Origin of the sequence: Paenibacillus wuxiensis (assembly GCF_040195695.1) — a bacterium.
GTDB classification, from domain to species: domain Bacteria; phylum Bacillota; class Bacilli; order Paenibacillales; family Paenibacillaceae; genus Paenibacillus_B; species Paenibacillus_B suaedae.
This window is the reverse complement of sequence record NZ_JBEFZI010000007.1, coordinates 321,525-343,220: the sequence shown is the minus strand read 5'-3', so window position 1 is coordinate 343,220 and position 21,696 is coordinate 321,525. Positions and strand designations below refer to the sequence as shown.

The window sequence follows — 21,696 nt, the reverse complement described above, 5'->3', positions numbered from 1 at the left end:
TAGAACGCTATAATGTCAATAGTAAATGTTGGGTTGAACGTAACGAGAGGGGGATGAATCGTGGCACGGATGTATCGCGTACTCGGCTTCTGGACATTAGTAATCGGTCTGATGGCGTTCGCAGGAGACATGATTGAGATGGCGCTCCTATTCTTCATGCAGACTGCTTTTTTTGTGTTGCTGGGTTACTTGAAATTGTCCGAACGTACATATACAATGCTGTTTTGGGCGTACATGGTCGTATGCTTCAGCGGCTTTTCGTACTGGAGCGTCTTTGTTATGAAAAACCCTTACTAAGCAGCATCACTGTCTGTTGACTTGTTGCGGACGGATAATGAATGAAAGAATGAATAGATACAGAAAGAAGCGTCAAGAGATCGGCGATCTCATGGCGCTTCTTTTGTGTTGAATCTTATAATATTCCAATTTCCGATTCCGAACCGCAAGACAGCAGGAGTACATGAAACCGTTCACTCATCTGATCACTCAGCAGCAATTGTCGAATGGCACGATTGCGACGCGCTTCCGCACTGAACGGATCTGGGTTGGTATGCTGCTGCAATTCATTTAGCAACCCCTGTTCGAGTAAAAATGACTTTTGTGTCATATAACCGATGATCGCAGCATTCACTTGCTTCGCAACACGCTGGCAAATATCGAAATCCACCATCGACGTGATATCTTGCTCGCCAATATGAATCCAAGGGTTGTCATGAGCCTGATGACGATGGTAACACATCAGTGTCCCCTCCATCCGATGTGCTGCTGTCAGCTCATTCGTTCCATCCCCATAATCAATAAATATGAACTCTGCTTCCCCCACCTGACTTAAAATTGAGGTCATCCAGGCCGTCATCGCAATCCCCGCATCAAAAATTTGCTGATCCACAAGTTGAATTTCATGTTCCTCTAGCCATAGGAGAATATCTTCCGTTGCGGGCAGCCATAGCGGCATGAATTGCTCCTTCTCCTCATCCCACTTCACATAGCACTGTTCATACCGCCCATCATGATGCCGGATGCGCTCGACTGGGAATGCATCAAGCAGTTCATTGGCTACAACGAACAGGCGCCGTGTAGGAGCCTCTTGTTCAAACACCTGTTCATCCCACCATGTAATTGGAACCCGCTCTCCTCCGAGCAATTCGGATACTAGTCTCTGATGATGCGGGCTTCTTTCCACAATGACATGCTTATAGCCTTCGAAGCGATCATACTTAAGCCGCTGGCTCATCTGCAGTGCGAGTCGTCCTGTACCAGCTCCCCATTCTACCAGCGTGATGGAATCAGCATCCCAGCCACGCTCCCTTGTGCGTCGTTCTACATAGACAGCAAGCATCTCAGCCATGATTGAGCCGATATTCGAGCTTGTATAGAAATCGCCATTACGCCCGATCTTCGGTCGTTCTGACATATAATATCCGTCTGTTGCGTGATACAGACAGGTGCCCATAAACTGCGAGAAAGGGATGCAGCTGCTATCGGATTGTTCAATTTGGTTAATTAAGTATTGAATGAGGACGGGATTCGGCTGATAATGAGACATACAGTCCTTCCTTTCTATCTATGCAGGTTCAATAGAAGTATCTTGCTAAGTCATGCAAGTATCATCCATGTATACAACTCTATGTACACAACCACGAGTTCAGGTCATGTCCAACCCGATCTGAACATACGATAATGTTGTGCAACTATTTAAGGAGGTCGCCTCATGACCATAACGACACGCGCATGGCGCTCGCTTATCGGACTTCTACTATCGATGCAGCTCATCGCGATCGTTCCGTGTGCGACAGGTGCGGAGCCAGCTTCGCCTGTACAATGGAGCATTCAGCCTACCGCTGAAGAGCTACAGCTGCTTCAACAGAGTCTCTCTATCACAGAACTGGATAAGGAGATCGATCGTATCTCCGTTCAGGAAGCATCGACAGCCAAAGAACGTTCACGAACGGAAGCTGAGCTTCAGACCCGCGAAGCCGCCTTGGAACAGAAGCGAGAACAAGCCGGTCGTGTGCTTCGCGCTTATTATATTGGAGAACGAGACATGATGCTCCAGGCTGTTCTCTCTGCGGATCAGCTGCAAGATATGTTTCAGTTATTCGAATATTTCCAGATCCTCTTCCAGTCTGATCAGGACATTATGAATGACTATAAGGAACAAACGAAAGCCTTGCGTCAGACAAGAGATCAGCATATTCGTCTGGAAAGGGAGCTTTCAACGGTACGCACTCAGCTGATTGATCAGCGCGATCGGCTCAAGCGGCTGCAGCAGAAGCTGAACGCTGACATATCGGCCAGCAGTGATCCTAAAGCGATGAATGCACTTATACAAGAGTTTACAACTTACTGGCAGAACGTTGGACTTTATGAAGTTCGTCATTATTTCCGAGCATTGGCCAATGCGATGAACAAGCTCCCCGATTTTGTCAAAAATAGTGGAAGCCTTAGCATCGAGGGTACTAATTATACGATCACAGTCAAGGAAGAACAACTCAATCAGTTTCTCCGTGAGCAGGATCCCATGTTCGAAACCTTTGCATTCCAATTCAAGGAAGGCATGATCGCCGCTGAAGGCTCGCGCTCTGGCATGAGCGTACGTATCGAAGGGCATTATACGATAGAATCGGAACCTGAGAATCGAATCTTGTTCCATGTTGATCGAATGTTGTTCAATGGGCTTGAACTGCCCGAGTCGACGCGTACAGAGTTGGAGCAAAAATTCGATCTTGGCTTCTACCCGAAGCAGCTCGTATCTTTTATTGAAGCCAAAGAAGTGACAATTGAAGACAAAAGCCTTACCGTCAAGCTGGCGCTCAGCTGGTAAGGCGGTAAGGCTAGAACTTCTCCTCGTTCAGAGAATCAGCAGATGGCCGTATCCAGTGCATTGTACCATGGATGGATACTCAATCCCGCTATCTGCTGATCGTGCTTGAATGATTCCATTCCTTCTGGAGCTGCTCCGTTGTTGCAGCCCCCTTCAGCCAAAGCTCAGCTGTCCCAATCCATCCATAAATCGGTTCCATTGCATGAAATAACGCTGCTCCTTGATTGGCTTGAGGCAGGAACATATCTGGCAGCCAGCGACGGATATCTCTCCAGCGATCTATGTATGCTTGTTCGTGAGCAGGCAGCACAGACAATGTATCGTACCATTCTCGCTGAACCGCAAGACTTGTCATATAATCAATCCATTGCCTTGCCTCCGCTTCATGCTGTGAACTGGAAGCAATCATATAGCTTCTGCTTGTTGCCCACTGCCCAGCAGGAAGATGTACATCGGCTGGCGCTTCAATCGCTAGCGGTTCACTAACCTCGGCCACTGCTTCCGAATAGGGAACGATCCCAAAGGCTACTCGACCGGCACGCAGCAAATCCCACGTATCTGATTTGCTCGCTTTCTCTCCCCAAGGTATAAAATGAGCTCGATAAGACTCCAGCTGGGCTAACTGTTGGTTCCACTTAAGACCGGATCCTTGCGCATTGTCGGCAACTCCCTTCGCATACCAATCGGCACGCATCAATGGCGCTTGATTCACTTCCGGCCGTAGCAAGCCCAACCGCCGAATTAACGATAAGAAGGCTTCCTTATCTCCATCATGCCAGGCAAACCAGGCTTGAGGCATAGCACGCAATTCTACAGCAGCTGTACCACGCTCAAGCAGAGCAGAAGCCCCCTCCTGACTGCTAGGGTCAAGGATCCTCTTCCACTCCTCCCAATTAGAAGGCAAGGATTCTTTGGTTCTGCCGGCCATTAATTCCTTGTTCCATACCAGCACATAAGGATCAATCTGAGCAGGTACTCCCCACGTATACCCATTCCACTTCAGTTGATTCATTAGCCATGCCGGAGAGGAGAAGCCAGCATTCGATGACTGCTCAATCGGCAGCAGCCACCCCTTTTTGGCAAAGCCCATTACGGAAACACTGTCTGACAGCATAATGTCCGCACTATATTCCTGAACCAGCTGATTGAACCATTCAGCATCAGTCAATTTATCTGTCGTATTGACAAGCTCTACATAGATGCCCGTTTCGTCAATAAAAGACTGATTGGCTTGATTGAGTTGGATAAATGATATAGGTGACAGGTTCACCTGCACTCTTAGCTGCTTCCACGTTTCTGGACTCTTCTTCGCCTTAGGCGGGCGATTGGCTACCTCATTCGTTGAGGGCTGTGATGGTACGAATAATTGATCATCTATATGAAATTGGGACAGCAAGAGTAACGAAACGAAAATCATAATAACCGCAACTAGCAGCTTTTTTAAGTTCGGCACTCATTCTCCTCCCACGTTACCATTTTTGACTTTTCCACATCCTTATTGTAGCACCGAACGCACTAGCTGTCCCTATCTGAATGCGTCATTAGAGCAAAAAAATAAGCCCCTGGGACTATCCAGAGGCTCTGAGGGCTGTCGCTCACTAATGACTCTATAGGAGATCAGCTGCAAGCTGAGCGAGTCGGGAGCGTTCTCCCTTCTCAAGGGTGACATGGCCGCTTACACTTTCTGTCTTAAACCGTTCCACCAGATAGGTGAGACCATTGCTTGCTGAATCCAGATAAGGATGATCAATCTGAGCCGGATCTCCCATGAGGACAATTTTACTTCCTTCCCCGACTCGGGATACGATTGTCTTCACTTCATGTTTGGATAAATTCTGAGCCTCATCAATGATGATGAACTGTCCCGGTATGGAACGGCCACGAATATAAGTGAGCGCCTCAACTTGGATATTGCCCATACCCAGCAATATTTTCTCAATGTCCCCAGCTTTTTTCGTATCGAACAGAAATTCCAAATTATCATAAATCGGCTGCATCCAAGGCCGAAGCTTCTCTTCCTTCTCCCCTGGCAAATACCCGATATCCTTCCCCATTGGCACTACTGGCCTTGCAATGAGAAGCTTCTTATACTTGCGCTCATCTTCCACCTTCATGAGGCCAGCTGCAAGCGCCAACAACGTCTTGCCTGTACCTGCCTTCCCTGCCATAGTGACAAGGGGAATATCGTCATTGAGCAGCAGCTCAAGCGCCATACGCTGCTGAGCGTTCCGTGCAGTAATGCCCCACACGGGATCATTACTGAGAAATAGCGGCTCAAGCTTCTTGGCGTCTGCGCTTACCTTGAGCAAAGCAGACTTACTCGTCCCCATGTTATCTTTCAAGATGACGAATTCATGCGGGTGAAATGACATATTGACATTTAAGCTGCGGATGGGGAGATGCCGGAAGGAATAAAATTCATCGATCACCCCAGGATGAACGAATAAGGTGACGCAGCCATTGTACAACTCATCGCCAGATTGTACGGTGCGATCTGACATATAGTCCTCTGTATGCAATCCCAATACATCTGCCTTGATTCGTACAAGCACGTCCTTGCTTACTAGAATGACAGTTGCTGGCTCGGATTGCCGTTCCTCCTGCTCTAAATGATAATTCAATGCCACAGCCAAGATCCGATTGTCATTCGATACTTCCCCGAACATCTCCTGTACTTTGACAAAGCTGCGATGATTCAACTCCACCTTCAACGTTCCACCGTTGTGCAGTTTAACCCCCGAATGAAGATGGCCTACATCGCGAAGCCCGTCTAGCAAACGGGAAACAGTACGGGCATTGCGCCCGATTTCATCTGCATTTCGTTTCTTCGAATCAATCTCTTCCAGTACAACTGCCGGGATAATCACTTCATTGTCGCCAAATGCAAATAATGCGTTCGGATCATGCAGCAACACATTCGTATCCAGTACAAAAATTTTACTCATACGATCTCCCTTTCAGTTCGCATGCCCGTACTTGCAACACCAGCGGACAGCCGCGCTCGGTGTTACATAAAAAATGCAGGCACCGCTCACACTATAGTCAGTACACATGCCGCACTACTTATTTGACCAACGAACAAAGAAAGGAACGATGAATTCATGCGTATGTTGCTAATTGCCATGCTTGTCATCGGACTCATCGCCGGATGCGGCAACGCGAATAAGCACGCTGCTACGAATAACTCCTCCAATCAGGTTAAGGCGAGATCGACGAATAATGGAAAACCGGTCATTCACGATCGGGAAGCCGTTCGCGAACACTTAACTGCGCTGGCTAGGAAGGTGCCGGGGGTTCGCAACGTTAACTGTGTCGTATTCGGCAATACCGCAATTGTCGGGATTGACGTCGATGCGAGCCTAGAACGCTCTCGAGTCGGAACTGTCAAATATTCCGTTGCAGAGGTTCTCAGCAAAGACAAATATGGCGCCCATGCACTTGTTACCGCAGATATCGATTTGAATCAGCGTCTTCATGAGATGGCGGTTGATATTCGGCAAGGCCACCCTATTTCTGGCTTTACAGAAGAACTTGCAGATATTATGGGCCGCATCGTGCCGCAGATGCCAAGCGACGTCCAACATATTGATCCATCCCGAAATACAGACCAGCCTAAACTGAAAAAACAGATGTAGCTGCATGATTGCCGAACGGCCGCGTGAAGACCGGACAAGCATATTGACGCACGAAAAGCCTAGTGGGGTTCCACTAGGCTTTTCGCATGAAGACATCGTCATATTCATGATCCAGCATAACAGCTGCAGATGGGCAATAGGCCGTCCCGATGTCTGTTTGATCGGATAACAGATGAGACCCTTGGGACATCTTATGTTGCAATAAGGGATTACTCATCATCAAAGCTTCGGACATCACTCAGACCTCCTCCACATCATAATTGCAGCTTTACTCTATTATATTAATGATGCTTCAAAAATTGCATACCCTTATCCACTTAGGAGCCAGGTTGGGTTGTATTCGCATGCTGCGAGTCCGCTCCGCCTTCTCCGGATAAGGTTGATTTCAATGATTTGCCGGCAAGTACATCCTTAATCGCCTGCTTGCCCTCTTCCAACTTCACCGTGTCCGGATAGATGTACGGGCTAACCCAATTCCCATCTACTGAAATGTAGTGAATGTTATCGCGGTTAATTCCTAAGTACGTAGAAATGGAACTGCGAATTTGGTCCGGTGTCATATCAATTTTAAAGTTATCAGCCATCGCATCAATAACGCCTGTTACCTTTGTTAGACCGCCAAGCGATTGCATGTTGCCGACGATTTCCTTCAGCACTGCATTCTGGCGGACGTTGCGATCCGCATCTGTCGTGCCCTTCGTCATTGGACGGCAGTTCGATTTGCGGTAGCGAACGAAGTCAAGGGCGTTCTTGCCGTCGAGCGTCTGTTGGCCTGTCTTCAGCTTGATATGGGTTCCATCCGCATTATCGTTATAGCACATGTTCTGATCCACGTTCACGTTGACGCCGCCGACTGCATCCACGACATCAGAGAAGCCTTGGAAGTTAATCACTGCGGCATAGTCGATCGGCATGCCCATATACTTGCCAAGCATCAGTTTCATCTCATCTTCTGGAGTAGCGCTGTCCAGCTTGCCTTGCTCCTTAAGTGTGAAGAACTTCGGATAATAATGATTTAGCTTATCCGGATGATAACCGGGCAGTTCGAAATACGTATCACGCGGCAAAGAAACAAGCACCGCTTCCTGTGTTTCCGGATGCATTGCGCCGACCATGACAACATCAGTACGACGTCCAGGCAGCTCTGGCCGATAGTCGATACCGAGCAAGATGAAGGAAAAAGGCTCCTTGTTCGGTGAAAGCGTATCTTGCACCGTTGAACTGCCGCCGCCCTGTTTAGCAACTGTAGAAATATCGTTCAACTTGTTGTTCGCATACCAAGCAAAATATCCGACAATGAATATAACGACAACAGCTGCGATAAGCGCGGTGATAAGGGTCACCTTCAACCATTTCGGCATCCCTCGCTTCTTCGTGGAAGACTTCCCTTCGGAGGGCTTCCTCTCAGGCGACTTCCGCCGTTTCTGCTTCGTTCTAGGTGGCAATGGTGTCGATGAATTCATATCTTACCTCACTTACTCATTGTATTTCGGATTCGCTTCGATGTCCTGCCATAATCGCTCTGCATCTTCGCGGTCGAATACTTCTGTACTCATTTCTTCTTCCCGCCAATACGTAATGACATATCGCTCATCCGATCCATCCAAGCAAGCCTCGAAGGAGGTCAGTTGATGATCCTCCTTCAAGATTGTCTCAAAAAATTGTACCGTCTCCTTCGCTGCCCCATCATCCGGGCGCTGCTCAGACACAATATGAATTTGCAGCCAATTGAATAGTGCAACTTGCAGCTTCATCATCCGGCCTTCTCTCCCCTTTGCGTGTCGGTGATGGTGATAACGATGACGCACAATCCATTAGTTCTTTGAATCTGTCGCCTTCTTGCGGCGAGCTTCCATAAAATAGCGAATGCGTACCATGAACATCAAAGCGACCGCGACAAACAAACATTGAATGATTGGCAGCTTGTCTATTTGAAAGATGAGCAGAACAAACGCACCCAATCCCATCAGCAAATAGATCAGTACCTCCTTCAATATCGGGAGTTTCTGCACACGGAAGACTTTATTGAACACATACACGATTAACAGATAAATAAGCGCATAACTTACAAAGGGATGGGAAGCCAACCATTCCTGCATCGTAGACGCTCACTCCTTTGCCAAAGTTGTCCAAATCCCATTATACATGGGATTCGGATACTTTGCGCGTCTTTTCTGCGCGTTCACGCTCGCTTTTGTTCAGTATTTTTTTGCGCAACCGTACAGAAGACGGTGTAATCTCGCAATATTCATCATCATTCAAATACTCTAAAGCTTGTTCCAAAGAGAATAGAACAGGAGTTTTCATCTTGACAGTATCGTCTTTGGTTGCGGAGCGAACGTTCGTCAACGCCTTCTCTTTACAAATATTTACGACGATATCGTTGTCGCGGTTGTGCTCACCAACGATCATACCTTCATAAATTTCAGTACCTGGGTTTACGAACAACGTACCGCGATCTTCAACGGACATAATGCCGTACAGTGTTGAATTTCCTGTTTCTGTCGATACGAGAACGCCTTGGTGACGTCCGCCAACTTGACCGCCAGCATATGGGCCATAGCTGTCAAACGCGTGGTTCATGATGCCGTATCCGCGTGTCAGCGTCAAGAAGTACGTGCTGTATCCGATAAGACCACGTGCAGGGATCAAGAACTCCAAACGCACTTGGCCATTGCCATGGTTAATCATGTTGACCATTTCTGCTTTTCTCGTTCCCAAGCTTTCCATTACCGGACCTGTAGCTTCTTCTGGAATGTCGATAAGCAAGCGCTCGATCGGCTCCGTCTTCTTACCATCCACAACTTTGATGATAACTTCTGGTTTCGAAACTTGCAGCTCGTATCCTTCACGGCGCATGTTCTCAATCAAAATACTCAAATGCAATTCACCACGACCCGACACGATAAATGCATCCGGGCTGTCGGTCTCTTCAACACGAAGGCTGACGTCTGTCTCCAGTTCCTTCATCAAGCGCTCGCGCAACTTACGTGATGTAACCCATTTACCTTCACGCCCTGCAAATGGGCTGTTGTTCACGAGGAACGTCATTTGCAGAGTAGGCTCATCAATATGAAGAACCGGAAGTGCTTCTGGATTCGCCGGATCTGCAATCGTCTCACCAATGTTAATATCCTTAATGCCCGCAATGGCAATGATATCGCCCGCTCCAGCTTCTTCTTGCTCAACACGCTTCAACCCTTGGAAACCGAACAGCTTCTCGATGCGTGCCTGCTTCGTCTTCCCTTCACGGTTAATAACCGCTACAGATTGACCTTGACGGATCGTACCACGGTTCACACGACCAATCGCAATACGTCCCATATACTCGTTGTAATCGAGCAAAGTAACGAGGAATTGCAATGGCTCTTCTGGATTTTCAGTTGGTGCAGGGATGTGGGAGATGATCGTCTCATACAACGCCTGCATGTTCTCTTCCTGTTTCGCAGGATCGGATTCCATGCTCGATGTACCGTTAAGCGCAGATGCATATACAACTGGGAAGTCCAATTGCTCATCATTCGCATCAAGCTCGATGAACAGCTCAAGCACTTCGTCGATGACCTCTTCTGGACGAGCATTTGGACGGTCAATTTTGTTTACAACAACAATTGGCGTCAATTGGCTCTCAAGCGCTTTGCGAAGTACGAACTTCGTTTGCGGCATGCAGCCTTCAAATGCATCCACGACGAGCAATACGCCGTCAACCATTTTCATTATGCGTTCTACCTCGCCGCCGAAGTCAGCGTGGCCTGGTGTATCTACAATGTTAATCAGATTATCTTTGTACGTGATGGCTGTATTTTTAGCCAGGATCGTAATTCCGCGTTCACGCTCCAAGTCATTGGAGTCCATTGCGCGTTCTTGAATAGCTTCATGCTCACGGAATGTACCGGATTGTTGAAGCAGTTTGTCTACCAAAGTCGTTTTCCCGTGGTCAACGTGTGCGATAATTGCGATATTGCGAAGTAAGCTTCTGTCTTGCATCGTAAAATCTTTCCTTTCTGGGTGTGGAATCATACCAAAAATCCAAATCAAGCTAACCACGAATAAAGCCGCCATAGAGGGCGGCATCTATTCCTACGATAGGTCATTCTGAAGCATGTTAGCACGGACACTTCAGAACTTTACGCTTACATGTTCGCCAGCTAGTGCTTCCATTAACGGAATCGATTTCTGAGTCCGCCAAATGCAAGCCCTGCTCCGGCAAGTATGAGTGCAACGGCAATCATATACGTACCAATTGCAAATACGAGCATCAAGATCAGCATGGATACACCGACCCCACCGAACAACAGCGCGCCTTGCCATGCGCCTCTCGGATGGTATGGATCGTATGCGTAGTATCCATACAGGCCCACGCCAATCCCAATGAGAAGCAGTGGCCATAAATACCCGAACAGTCTCCAATTGATCCAGTGGCTTAGCATGAACAGGACGCCATACATCGTCAGCATACCTGCTGGAACCATCATTACAGGCGGCAGGATTGCCATTCGTGCAAATACATACAAGGCAATACCGATAAGGAACATGAGGAGCGGCCACATCGTACCGCCGATGAAAGCAAACACTCCCATTTTCCCAAGCAAAATGAATAAGCCTGCAGCCAATATAGCAATGCCAATCACTTGTTGGTTTCTAGGCATAGGTCAACCTCCATGTCCAGATTTCTGATTCGGACACGATGTGACGCAATTCGCGTCGTTTTTTACTTTTTCTAGTGTATATGAAAGTTCGTAAAATTACTACCTGCTCCTTGAAAAAAACACAATACCCTTACCAAACCCTCCTGAGACTTCCATAACCGCCCTCTATTCATAATAGAAAAAACCTGCCATCAGCGTACTTCGGCAGGTACAAAGCATCTGTTCCGATTATCTATTGCAGAAGATCAAAAAGAGCTAATAACGTACCTGGCGCCGAAACCAAAATCCGAGCAGCACGACGAGCGCAAGAGCGATCCACGGGAATCCGTAATGAAGCTTGCTCCACATGGCAGGCAGCCATACCGCCAATCGTTCATCAGACGCAATCATCTCGCCCGCGGTATAGCCAAGTATCCCTGCACCCGCATACAGAAGCAGCGGCATTTTCTGAAGCCATATGCTGATGAACCCGCTTCCCCACACAATAATGGGAATACTTAGTGCTATGCCGATTGCAACAAATGCCAGATTTCCCTTGGCTACCGCTGCAATCGCCAGCACATTGTCGAGACTCATGACCACATCGGCTAATAGAATAATTCGAATAGCCCCCCATAAAGAGTGGGCCTCGTTATCCCGCGTATCTGCAGGCTCCTGTTCAGCAATCAGTTGAACCGCGATAACGAACAACATAACCCCTCCCGCAGCCTTCAGGAGCGGAATGTTGATTAACCATAATGCCGCTACAGTCAGCACAATGCGAAGTACAACCGCGCCTGCGGCGCCCCACCAGATGGCCTGCTGCTGTTGTTGCCTAGGCAAGCGTCTGCTCGTCATGGCAATTACGACTGCATTGTCTCCACTAAGCACCAAGTTAATCAGCATAATCTCCACTAACAACCATATCGATTCCACAGCCCGTCCCTCCCCTGTAGTTAGGTCTATGACAGAGGAGGCCGAGCTATTCCGCTATTCGCTAGCCAATGCGCAGAACAAGTCAATCCAATTGTTTAGAACCAATCTCCAGTTGCTGGCGCTGCCGGCCCAGCAGACTCATCTGCTTTCTGTACAACCTGAGCAGGCTCATTCGCATTCGCTACCTTGTCTTTGTCTTTACCCGACAACACGATTGCATCATCAGGCGAGCCACCCGCCTTCAGCAGGATCGCTTCCGTGTTTTCCACAGCAGCTTTAATGAGATCATCCAGCTCGGGGATAGAACGTTCCGCATGCTCAACGATATTCAAATTCGGATTCGTCGCCGGCGATTTCGGAATGAATAGAGTACAGCAATCTTCATAGGGAAGAATGGACAAGTCGTAAGTTCCGATATACTCTGCTTCACGAATGATCTTATCCTTGTCCACCGTAACAAGCGGACGAAGCAATGGCAGATCTGTCGCACGGCCGATGACATTCATGCTGCCAAGCGTCTGGCTCGCAACTTGACCCAAGCTGTCTCCCGTTACGATTGCCAGCGCATTGCGCTGCTCTGCAATTTGTGTGGCAATGCGCAGCATGGCACGGCGCATCAGCGTAATAAGCAAGTTATCATGTCCACTCTGATGAAGGCGAGTCTGGATATCTGTAAAGGGAACCATATGCACACGCATCCGTCCTGCATAGTTCGCAAGCACTTGAGCAAGATCGAGCACCTTCCGCTGCGCCCGTTCACTTGTGAACGGATAGCTGTGGAAATGAATCGCATCCAGTTGCAGCCCTTTGCGCAATGCTTCATAGCCGGCAACTGGACTGTCAATCCCCCCAGATAGAAGCAGCACGCCGCGGCCGTTGGATGCCAATGGGAAGCCTCCCGCACCTTGTACAACTTCGCTATACACATAGGTCCATTCTTCTCTAACCTCAACGCGCAAATCAATTTCAGGCTTGCGCACATCGACCTTAAGCCCCTCAAACTCGCGTAGCACAGGCGCACTAACAAGGTAATTCATCTCCTGGCTGCCATGCGGGAATCCCTTCCAAGCACGCTTCGCAGAAACTTTAAAGGTTGTCCCATCCGCAGGATTCATCTCACGGATTAATTGGACGGCCGTTTCAATTATCGGCTCTAGCTCAGAAGGAGTTCGTTTAACTGGACTAATGGACACCACACCGAACACATGCTTGAGCACTTGAATCATTTCGTCTAATGGCTCACCATTCAGCTCAACATAGAGTCGACCGTATTCTTTAATGACTTTAGCATTAGGAAAAGGACTGAGCATTGCATTGACATGCTGGTAAGCTGCCTTTTCAAACTTGCTGCGGTTCTTGCCTTTAATTGTGATTTCCCCATAACGAAGAAGAATCATATCGTATTCCATGATTTTCTCTTTCCCTGCCTTTCGCTTGCTATCGATTCCAATACCTATATTATCGCTGCACAAGAGATTGCAATTGTTCTGTCATTTGCTTGAAACTCTGTACAAGCCGCTTCAACTCATCCTCAGAGCAGTTCGCATCCAGACTGATGCGGATTCCGCTTGCAGCAACTTGAGAGTCATGCGTCATCGCCAGCAGCACACGGCTGGGCTTATGGAGCTTCGATGAACACGCGGATTGTGTTGAGACAATAATGCCACGCTGTTCGAGGGCGTGAACCACAACCTCTGATTTCATTCCAGGGTATGATACATTGATGATATGTGGAGCGCCATATGGAACAGCAGGACTGTTCACAACAAGCGGCTTCATCTGTGACAAATGCTCAAGTACGAATTGACGCAGGCGAACAAGCTTGTCATAGCATTCAGACTGCCCTTCGACCGCTAGTCTGACCGCCTTAGCAAGCCCTACAATGCAGGGGACATTCTCTGTACCAGGACGAAGCTCCCCCTCTTGAGAACCTCCATACATTAGCGGCTTCAATCCGACTTGCTTCCGCTTAACGAGCACACCAGCCCCACGTGGCCCTTGAATCTTATGTCCCGAGAGACTATATAGGTCTACACCCCATTCAGCAAGACGAACGGGAACCTTGCCCAGGCCCTGCACCCCATCCACATGGAACGTTACTTTTGGGTAGCGGCGCAGCATATCTCCAATTTCTCCAATAGGCTGTATAGCACCCATTTCATTGTTGACGTGCATGATACTAACGAGTACTGTATGAGGCCGAATTGCAGCCTCCACTTCGTCAGGACGAACTCGGCCGTTCTCATCCACAGGAAGGTAGGTAACCTCAATCCCCTCCTGCTCTAACTGCTGAACACATTTATATACGGATGCATGTTCAACTTCAGATACGATCATATGGATTGGCTTGCCTGCAGCTTGATAGGCCTTCGCAATTCCGAATATAGCAATGTTATTGCTCTCTGTCGCCCCTGATGTGAACAGTATATCTTCAGGCTCCACTTCCAGGGCGCGAGCTACAACCTCGCGCGAGCGTCGAATAAGCTGCTCTGCTTGCCCCCCAGCACCATGAATCGATGAAGGGTTGGCATACACCTGCCCCATCACCTCCGCAACCGTCCGAATAACATCCGGATGGGGGGGAGTCGATGCACAATGATCGAAATACAACTGAGTTGCGCTCACCACATTCCCTCCTCATGACAACAAAAAAGATCAAAATCGGATCGAGGCGCAATCGGCTCCTCACCGTTGTTGATCTCATGTACGAAATAAGATGTTACTTATTTTACACGTTTCAACATAAAAGCACCATCCCTAATCCCATGTTCTTATCGATCCTTCATGCAGCTAATGCTCCCTTGCTCCCCATATAGAAAAAGCCTGATCCGGGGCAACTTACCGGTTCAAGCTTGAATACTCACTTATGATGACATCGTTATGAATTGGACAAGGACGGCTAATAACCCAGCAACGGTCGCAAAGATTCCAGATGAACGACTTCCCTGCAAGTAGGCAAGAACACCTAACGCGGCGGCTCCAATCCCCATCGGAATTGGAAATAGAAAGAAGGCGATAATCGAGAAAATAACGGCCAGCATGCCAATACCCGACCAATGATTGATCTTCGAATGCTGTGTTGCAATGCGAAGCGTGTCTGAGAGAGTTCCCGCTTCTTGCCCAAATTCTACATCCTGCTGCTGTTCTCGATTTCTCGCGGTATGACTTCTAACCCGGTGCCGCTTCAAACGGCGTGAATTGCGTGCTTTGTGACCTGACATCACACCTCACTCCTAGCTTCCGTTCAAGATCATTTGGGCACAAACGTCTGACAGCATGTTGAAGAGGACTTAGAGGCTGTATCCTTATGATCGCCTCGGAACGATTCGTCCGCGAACTCTGAATTGGCCTTTACATTAGCATGTGCATCAATATCAATCATAATTTCAGAAGCTTGACAGCGAAAATCCCCCCAAAATTTACAGTTGGATACGCTGCAGCGAACTACAGGTTTTTCACTCACATCCATCACCTCCGTGTTATCAGCATGTCCTAGTCCGTGATGTCATATCCTGCTCTCTTCCTGCCATGATCTAACGAAAAAGACGCTCCGTGGCATAAACGGAACGTCTTCGTAATTGATATATTTGGAATTCCTTATTTCGAGCCTTGCATACGACGCTGCGTTAAATAGTCACTCTCATAATAGGCCAGCTCATCGCGGAGATCTTCGAACAGCTTCACAACCGACAGAACAATATCCCTCGCTGCTCGAACAGGCTTCTTCCGGAAACGAATTGCGTCTTGACCCGTATACGCGTATCGACCATCCTCTGAATAACACTCATTCTTCGGGTAGAAGAAGGCATTCACACAATGATGATACACTTCGTACAAGCAGCGCTCGCCAAATGCCGTATCAAAGGTTGCTCTTCTTAACGCAACACCCAGCCGTTCATAGCTCTGCTCCGTGAATACGAGCAAATGCCGAATATCCGTCAGGAATCCTTTATAGAAACTAACAGTCTCGTCTTCCTCATTCCCTTGAACAAGAGCAGTTAGCGAATACTCATTTAAAAATTGCTCAAGCTTATCAATCGCTTCCTTAAGTTTGTCCTTCGAAACTTCGCATTGCTGCTTCACATTGGATGCTGGCATGAAAGCTCCCCCTTACCCCATTCGTCCATTTGGAATTTCAACTCTTCGGGCATCCGATTTGGAATCATTTTCATTTCCCCTTCATCCTACCACAATCCGATCATGATGGGTATCATTTTCCGCCGCGTCCCGAATAAATTCGTGTACCAATTCTCAACCTATAAACAGGTCTGTTCACGATACGATATCTGCAGCCGAGAGGCGCTTGATATCAAAAGACAGGACAATTAGGAAGGAACGCTAGAGGAGGAAGTTGTATGCAGCGACGATATGTGGTTGGAATAGTTGCTCTCTGTGCAGCCGTACTTACGATTCCGCTATTGTGGGCTCCAGATCGCCATCCCGAGCCAAGGGGCATGACGACAGCCGCACACGAAGAGAGCATGAAAAAACAAATCCTGAATCAGGACGTTACACGCACAAGCCGGATGTTCGCCATTGATTCCAGACGTGATCTGGAAGATGCGCTTGCCAATTGGGGAGCCAAGACTCATGCCCAGAAGCAGGATACCGTTCAGCAATTTATGAAATCCCATCCCCACTTCGTGTACATGAAATGGGTCGAAGGTGGTTCAACCGCTTGGGAGAAAGGAAATGTACCGAAGGATGAGCGCTGGGACGCCAACAAGCAGCTCGAGAGTTATGTTCGGACTGCTACCATGAACGTAACGAAGCAGCAGTCATATTCCTCTCCTGAAGTGTTAGTGAATGGGAAAAGCCATATGGTCATTGGCATTGCCTCTCCCCAATCGCAGCAGGGGATTGTCGCAATCGTGAATCAAGATGTCATCCAGACCGTACGCAAGCATCAGCAAAAAAATCTTCGACTTGTACCTTACCCGCCTGAATCCAAGTACCGTGTCAAGTCTGTCGATTCCAACTCGATGCGGGATGTAAAGGTTCAAGACGGAGAAGATAACGCCGGCACAAGCCATTATTATGAGAATGAAATCGTCGTGCGCTTCCGTTCTGACCCCGACTCCATTCAATTGCAGCGTATGATGCGGGATACTGGGTGCGCACACCCGCGCAAGCTCGGTTACACGTATGTGTTTCGTTCTCATAAGATGAGTGTTAAGCAATTAACTTCTTATTTCAAACAATTCAATCCGATATACAGTGAGCCTCATTTTCTATATATGACAAATGAGAAGCCCTCACCAGTTCCATCGACTCCTTCTTCTCAAGCTCGCCCCAAGACATTGAATGAACCGACACAAGGGGATGCTGCTGAGGAGCCAAATGATGCGTTGTACAAGGCTTATCAATGGAATTTGCCGAATATCCATACGAACCGAGGATGGATGACGAGCAAAGGGGCCAAAGATGTCATTGTGGCGGTTGTCGATACCGGCGTCGATTCCAATCATCGTGATTTGCAAGGCAAGCTGCTGAAGGGTTATAACGTCTTTGATAAAAACCAGCCTCCAAAAGATGAAGTCGGACATGGTACTCATGTAGCCGGCATTATTGGCGCTACTGTCAATAATGGTGAAGGCATTGCCGGGATTACATGGTACAATCCGATTCTTCCAGTCAAAGCGCTTGACAATAACGGATCAGGTACATCGTACTCTGTTGCGGAAGGAATTATTTGGGCGACTGACAATGGAGCCAAGGTCATCAACATGAGCTTAGGCAACTATGTCGATGGCGCATTTCTGCATGATGCAGTCAAGTATGCCTATGATCGCGATGTCGTGCTGATCGCTGCAACGGGCAATGACAATACCCGGCGTCCTGGATACCCTGCTGCTTATCCAGAAGTATTTGCCGTATCCGCTACGGATGCGAATCAGAAGCGCGCTTCCTTCTCCAACTACGGCAACTACGTAGATGTTGTGGCGCCCGGCACGTCGATTGCAAGCACGTATCCGAACAATCAATATGCGGCATTGTCAGGCACTTCAATGGCTTGCCCGCATGTATCCGCATTGGCTGCACTTATTCGCTCCGTGAATCCTTCGTTAAAGAATACGGAGGTGTACGATATTATGCGGCAGAGTGTAGTCGACTTAGGAACACCGGGTAAAGATATGTATTATGGCTATGGTGAAATTGATGTCGCACAGGCCCTAAGCCTTGCAGAGCAAGGAACAACATCATTGTCGCTGCTTCCGCAAAATATTGCACGCGAAATCAAGCGCACGATTGCTCAATATGTGAAGCGTCCATCTACGCCATCTTCAATAATCCCCGCTTCCCAGCCGTAAACGACTTATTGCCGTGGGATGGGACATAAACCAAAAACCCCCGCACAGCTTGTGTGCGGGGGTTATCTTATAGGCTTCGAACAATAAGTGTTGTAGCTCCGGAAAGTTTGCCGTAAGCCGGGTTCTGTACTGATCGTGGTATTACGGGAGCTACCCTTCCACTACAAAGTGACAATCATCTATCTAGACCGTACATTGCTGCACGGTTCAAGCGACCAACCCAGACGCACCTCGGGCTAAGGCTGCCCTTGCGGGCATGCATCTCATTAGGTCTTGCTCCAGATGGGGTTTACCAGGAACGAAGTCACCAACGCTCCTCGTGGTCTCTTACACCACGGTTCCACCCTTGCCTGTGCTGCCGAAGCAGCCATCGGCGGTCCATTTCTGTGGCACTATCCTTCAGCTCGCGCTGACTGGACATTATCCAGCACCCTGCCCTATGGAGCCCGGACTTTCCTCTCGTGACCAAGTCACCAGCGATTGTCTGTCAAACTTTCCGTCAACATTCGTTAGTATACAAGTTTCGCGCAAGAAACTCAACCGTCAACTTTTACAAAAACTGAAATGGCTCGGTATTTGTGGAAGAAGCTACGAATTGCGTCGATACTCCCTTGTCAGATGCCACCTGCTGCAGGCGTCCTGCGACATCCTGCTTCATCATCTTCTCTGCATTATGGCCCGGATCAATTATTGCAAGACCTGCAGCGAGTGCATCGTGGGCAGTGTGGTAATCCACATCTCCCGTGACGAGCACATCCGCTCCGTGGAATATCGCATGATGGATATATCGGGCGCCTGAACCGCCGAGGACAGCAACCTTGCGCACAGAACGATCCAGATTGCCGACCACGCGTACATTCGATACCTCGAAGCTGCTCTTCACCTGCTCTGACAATTGATGAAGAGTTACAGCTTCAGTCAGCTTGCCTACTCGGCCCAAGCCATACTCTGTTCCTTGAATATCTACAGGGTAGAGATCATAAGCGACTTCCTCGTATGGATGCGCCTTAAACATCGCTTGCAGCACACGGCTTCGAACCGACTTCGGAATAATTGTCTCAATTCGTACTTCTGGTACATTCTCCAGCTTGCCCGCTTGTCCGATATGCGGATTCGTGCCGTCGCCAGGCTTGAACGTGCCGAAGCCTTCACTATTGAAGCTGCAATGGCTGTAGTTCCCGATGTGCCCAGCCCCGGCATCCAATATTGCAGCACGGACTTCATCTGCATGCGTCTGCGGTACAAATACAACCAGCTTGTGCATCTGCTCCTGCTGCAGCGTTTCGAGGACACGGACATTCGTAAGCTGGAGGCGTTCCGCCATCAAATCATTCATGCCCCCTACTGCCACATCGTAATTCGTGTGTGAGATGTATACCGAGATGTCATGCTTGATGAGCTTCTCATATAATCGGCCGGCAGGGGTATCTGTCTGTAAATGCTTCAAAGGTCGGAAAATGATTGCATGGTGAGCGATAATGAGGTTCGCTTGCTGAGCGATAGCTTCCTCCACGACCTCTTCATTCACATCGAGTGCAACGAGTACTTTCGCTACTTCCTTATTTAGCGAACCTAGTTGAAGCCCAATTCGATCATCTGGTACAGCCAATGACTTAGGCGCCAGCTGCTCCATCCACTGAATTATTGTTGACCCTTTCGCAAACATTCAATAATCGCCTCCAGTTCCGCTTTGTTCTGAACGAATACTTCTCGACGCTGCTTCGCCTCTTCACTCTCGGCCTGTTCCATCGTACGCAGTACACGCTCCCGCTTCGCTACTTCACGCTTCCATTTCTCAAAGAATACATCTGTAGGAGCTTGCGACAGCAGTGGGCCGAATTGCAGCAGCCACTCCTCTGACAGCGTCTTCCCACATAATAAAGGCCGAGTCTCGTACAGACGAGCGTTATGTGTCTCTGCTGATTCGAACTGGCGCTCTGCAAGCAGAACCTCATAAATTTTGCCGTCTTCCTCTAAAATATGCTCCTTAAGCAGTGCCCAGCCTTCCTTGCGAAGCCAGCGACGAACGGTATCCTCGCCCACATTCGGCTGGAGGATGAGTCGCTTGACCCCCTCAAGCTTCTCAGGTTGAGCTGATAAAATACTGACAATGAGGCTCCCCCCCATTCCAGCGATAGAAATGCAGTCCACCTCATTAGGCTCCAATACGGCAAGCCCATCACCAAGCCGGACCTGTACAATATTCTCCAAGCGAGATCCGAGCACTTGGCGTCTAGCTGCTTCATACGGACCTTGATTCACTTCACCTGCGACGCCATAAGAAATAATGCCTTGCTTTGCCAAATAAGATGGCAGCAGCGCATGGTCAGAACCGATATCTGCAAGTTTGCTGCCTTCAGGCACCCAATCCGCAATCCATTGTAGTCGTTTGGACAGTTTGATGTTCACGAATCCATTTCACCCACTGTTGTCTAAAGTAATATCCCATGTAAAACGTAATAAAAAGCTTCATTAGCATAAATAGCAGAACCTCGCCACCAGCATTAAGCTTCAGTACGATGACCCTGCCAAGCCAAGCGGCCTCAGGCATATGCCAAGCAATCAGGGAAGCTATCAGCAGCCCTGCTGAAGCTGAAGGAAGAACACTGTGCATCACCCAAGCCATCCAGATGAATAATAAGCTCTCTGGAAGCCACAACCACTGCGTCTCAATGAGCGTAAGTTCTCCCCCCATTGAATAGAGAATTACCGCATAGGCGATCGCCAGCAGGAGCCAACCGAACCCCTGCATTCCGCCGCGCCGCAGTAGCAATCCTGTTATGATCCATAAGAGCCCTGCTCCAATCAGCCACAGCGCCACGCCATACCAAGAAAGCCATTGATGCAGCATGAGAATGGCAAGCGCGCCAAGCATGCTTACAGCGTTGCCGAGACTTATAAATACCGCGATTTGCACTTTACTTTTCTTTGCCGCATACTTTGAATTGAAGACGGCAAGCCCATAGTTAATAAGGGCAAATAAGGCGACAGCCCCAATTTGCATTGGAATGTCAAAAGCGGTAAAATGAAATCCAGCAGTACAGAACAAACCAGAAATGATAAATAACGCCAGCCATTTGGCGGCAGGAAGATCGGCCAGCCATTCCGCGAAGCGTCTGTTAGATACCACAGACGGCTCAGCTGCTTCTTTTGATTCTGGCAGTTGGTACAATTGAGCAAGGAATTCGCAATAGCGTTCCGGCAATAATCGATTATGTCTCCAACGTGCAATTTCCTGCGACATCCATTGGCGCTGCTTCTGATCCATGAGGCTTGTCACGCTCCTGTGTGGGAATGCCTTACATGGCGACAAAAGACCTTCCCCACGCATACTGCGCGCAAGAAGGTCTCGTCGTTAGCCA

General features: G+C 48.5%; 22 protein-coding genes and 1 other RNA gene. 4 read left to right on the top strand and 19 right to left on the bottom strand.

Going from position 1 to position 21,696, the window contains the following annotated elements:
• Window positions 1-60 precede the first annotated feature (60 nt).
• A complete protein-coding gene (locus tag ABN764_RS17960) occupies window positions 61-297 on the top strand; it encodes a DUF2626 domain-containing protein (RefSeq protein WP_021256770.1) in 237 nt (78 codons plus the stop codon).
• Between the two features lie 115 nt (window positions 298-412).
• Here the strand turns inward: ABN764_RS17960 and ABN764_RS17955 are convergent, their stop codons facing one another.
• Window positions 413-1,546, bottom strand: coding sequence for a class I SAM-dependent methyltransferase (locus ABN764_RS17955; protein WP_021256771.1), 1,134 nt, complete (start codon window positions 1,544-1,546; stop codon window positions 413-415).
• A gap of 165 nt (window positions 1,547-1,711) precedes the next feature.
• On the opposite strand from ABN764_RS17955, the gene ABN764_RS17950 reads away from it, so the two are divergent.
• The gene (locus ABN764_RS17950) at window positions 1,712-2,824 is read left to right on the top strand and encodes a coiled-coil domain-containing protein (RefSeq protein WP_446672672.1); all 1,113 of its coding nucleotides are present in this window, start codon (window positions 1,712-1,714) and stop codon (window positions 2,822-2,824) included.
• An 88-nt stretch (window positions 2,825-2,912) separates the two neighbouring features.
• On the opposite strand, the gene ABN764_RS17945 is transcribed toward ABN764_RS17950, so the two are convergent.
• A complete protein-coding gene (locus ABN764_RS17945; RefSeq protein ID WP_174810457.1) occupies window positions 2,913-4,277 on the bottom strand; it encodes an extracellular solute-binding protein in 1,365 nt (454 codons plus the stop codon).
• Between the two features lie 154 nt (window positions 4,278-4,431).
• Complete coding sequence (locus ABN764_RS17940; RefSeq protein ID WP_021256774.1) at window positions 4,432-5,769, bottom strand: PhoH family protein; 1,338 nt, start codon at window positions 5,767-5,769, stop codon at window positions 4,432-4,434.
• Between the two features lie 156 nt (window positions 5,770-5,925).
• Between ABN764_RS17940 and ABN764_RS17935 the strand changes: the two genes are divergently transcribed.
• Complete coding sequence (locus ABN764_RS17935; RefSeq protein ID WP_065290505.1) at window positions 5,926-6,459, top strand: YhcN/YlaJ family sporulation lipoprotein; 534 nt, start codon at window positions 5,926-5,928, stop codon at window positions 6,457-6,459.
• A gap of 73 nt (window positions 6,460-6,532) precedes the next feature.
• On the opposite strand, the gene ABN764_RS17930 is transcribed toward ABN764_RS17935, so the two are convergent.
• From ABN764_RS17930 to ABN764_RS17875, 12 genes are all read right to left on the bottom strand, one after another.
• Window positions 6,533-6,694, bottom strand: coding sequence for a hypothetical protein (locus ABN764_RS17930; protein WP_268624517.1), 162 nt, complete (start codon window positions 6,692-6,694; stop codon window positions 6,533-6,535).
• 82 nt (window positions 6,695-6,776) lie between these two features.
• Entirely contained in the window at window positions 6,777-7,922 is a 1,146-nt protein-coding gene (locus ABN764_RS17925; protein ID WP_021256776.1) for an LCP family protein, read from the bottom strand.
• Window positions 7,923-7,934: 12 nt separating this feature from the next.
• Window positions 7,935-8,213, bottom strand: a complete 279-nt coding sequence (locus ABN764_RS17920; RefSeq protein ID WP_028531282.1) for a hypothetical protein — start codon at window positions 8,211-8,213, stop codon at window positions 7,935-7,937.
• Between the two features lie 60 nt (window positions 8,214-8,273).
• The gene (locus ABN764_RS17915; protein WP_021256778.1) at window positions 8,274-8,558 is read right to left on the bottom strand and encodes a YlaH-like family protein; all 285 of its coding nucleotides are present in this window, start codon (window positions 8,556-8,558) and stop codon (window positions 8,274-8,276) included.
• Window positions 8,559-8,598: 40 nt separating this feature from the next.
• A complete protein-coding gene (gene typA, locus ABN764_RS17910; RefSeq protein ID WP_021256779.1) occupies window positions 8,599-10,446 on the bottom strand; it encodes a translational GTPase TypA in 1,848 nt (615 codons plus the stop codon).
• A 173-nt stretch (window positions 10,447-10,619) separates the two neighbouring features.
• The gene (locus ABN764_RS17905; protein ID WP_021256780.1) at window positions 10,620-11,108 is read right to left on the bottom strand and encodes a LiaF transmembrane domain-containing protein; all 489 of its coding nucleotides are present in this window, start codon (window positions 11,106-11,108) and stop codon (window positions 10,620-10,622) included.
• A 255-nt stretch (window positions 11,109-11,363) separates the two neighbouring features.
• Window positions 11,364-12,023, bottom strand: coding sequence for a TerC family protein (locus ABN764_RS17900; protein ID WP_174811290.1), 660 nt, complete (start codon window positions 12,021-12,023; stop codon window positions 11,364-11,366).
• A gap of 95 nt (window positions 12,024-12,118) precedes the next feature.
• Window positions 12,119-13,432, bottom strand: coding sequence for a tRNA uracil 4-sulfurtransferase ThiI (gene thiI, locus ABN764_RS17895; protein ID WP_028531283.1), 1,314 nt, complete (start codon window positions 13,430-13,432; stop codon window positions 12,119-12,121).
• A gap of 49 nt (window positions 13,433-13,481) precedes the next feature.
• The gene (locus ABN764_RS17890; protein ID WP_446672671.1) at window positions 13,482-14,648 is read right to left on the bottom strand and encodes a cysteine desulfurase family protein; all 1,167 of its coding nucleotides are present in this window, start codon (window positions 14,646-14,648) and stop codon (window positions 13,482-13,484) included.
• Window positions 14,649-14,887: 239 nt separating this feature from the next.
• Window positions 14,888-15,244, bottom strand: a complete 357-nt coding sequence (locus ABN764_RS17885) for a hypothetical protein (RefSeq protein ID WP_174809287.1) — start codon at window positions 15,242-15,244, stop codon at window positions 14,888-14,890.
• 29 nt (window positions 15,245-15,273) lie between these two features.
• Window positions 15,274-15,492, bottom strand: coding sequence for a DUF1540 domain-containing protein (locus ABN764_RS17880; protein WP_028531284.1), 219 nt, complete (start codon window positions 15,490-15,492; stop codon window positions 15,274-15,276).
• Between the two features lie 128 nt (window positions 15,493-15,620).
• On the bottom strand, window positions 15,621-16,121 hold the full coding sequence (locus ABN764_RS17875) for a DUF3907 family protein (RefSeq protein ID WP_028531285.1): 501 nt from the start codon (window positions 16,119-16,121) through the stop codon (window positions 15,621-15,623).
• 257 nt (window positions 16,122-16,378) lie between these two features.
• Between ABN764_RS17875 and ABN764_RS17870 the strand changes: the two genes are divergently transcribed.
• Window positions 16,379-18,334 (top strand): S8 family peptidase, encoded by a 1,956-nt coding sequence (locus ABN764_RS17870; RefSeq protein ID WP_065290498.1) that lies wholly within the window; start codon window positions 16,379-16,381, stop codon window positions 18,332-18,334.
• A gap of 98 nt (window positions 18,335-18,432) precedes the next feature.
• Here the strand turns inward: ABN764_RS17870 and rnpB are convergent.
• The 4 genes from rnpB to ABN764_RS17850 form a co-directional block, all read right to left on the bottom strand.
• Window positions 18,433-18,830: RNase P RNA component class A (gene rnpB / locus ABN764_RS17865), an RNA gene on the bottom strand.
• 54 nt (window positions 18,831-18,884) lie between these two features.
• The gene (locus ABN764_RS17860) at window positions 18,885-20,000 is read right to left on the bottom strand and encodes a Nif3-like dinuclear metal center hexameric protein (protein WP_065290497.1); all 1,116 of its coding nucleotides are present in this window, start codon (window positions 19,998-20,000) and stop codon (window positions 18,885-18,887) included.
• Entirely contained in the window at window positions 19,976-20,743 is a 768-nt protein-coding gene (locus tag ABN764_RS17855) for a tRNA (adenine(22)-N(1))-methyltransferase (protein ID WP_174809288.1), read from the bottom strand. Before ABN764_RS17855 ends, ABN764_RS17860 begins: the two co-directional genes overlap by 25 nt.
• On the bottom strand, window positions 20,691-21,602 hold the full coding sequence (locus ABN764_RS17850) for a hypothetical protein (protein ID WP_174809289.1): 912 nt from the start codon (window positions 21,600-21,602) through the stop codon (window positions 20,691-20,693). Before ABN764_RS17850 ends, ABN764_RS17855 begins: the two co-directional genes overlap by 53 nt.
• Between the last annotated feature and the right edge of the window lie 94 nt (window positions 21,603-21,696).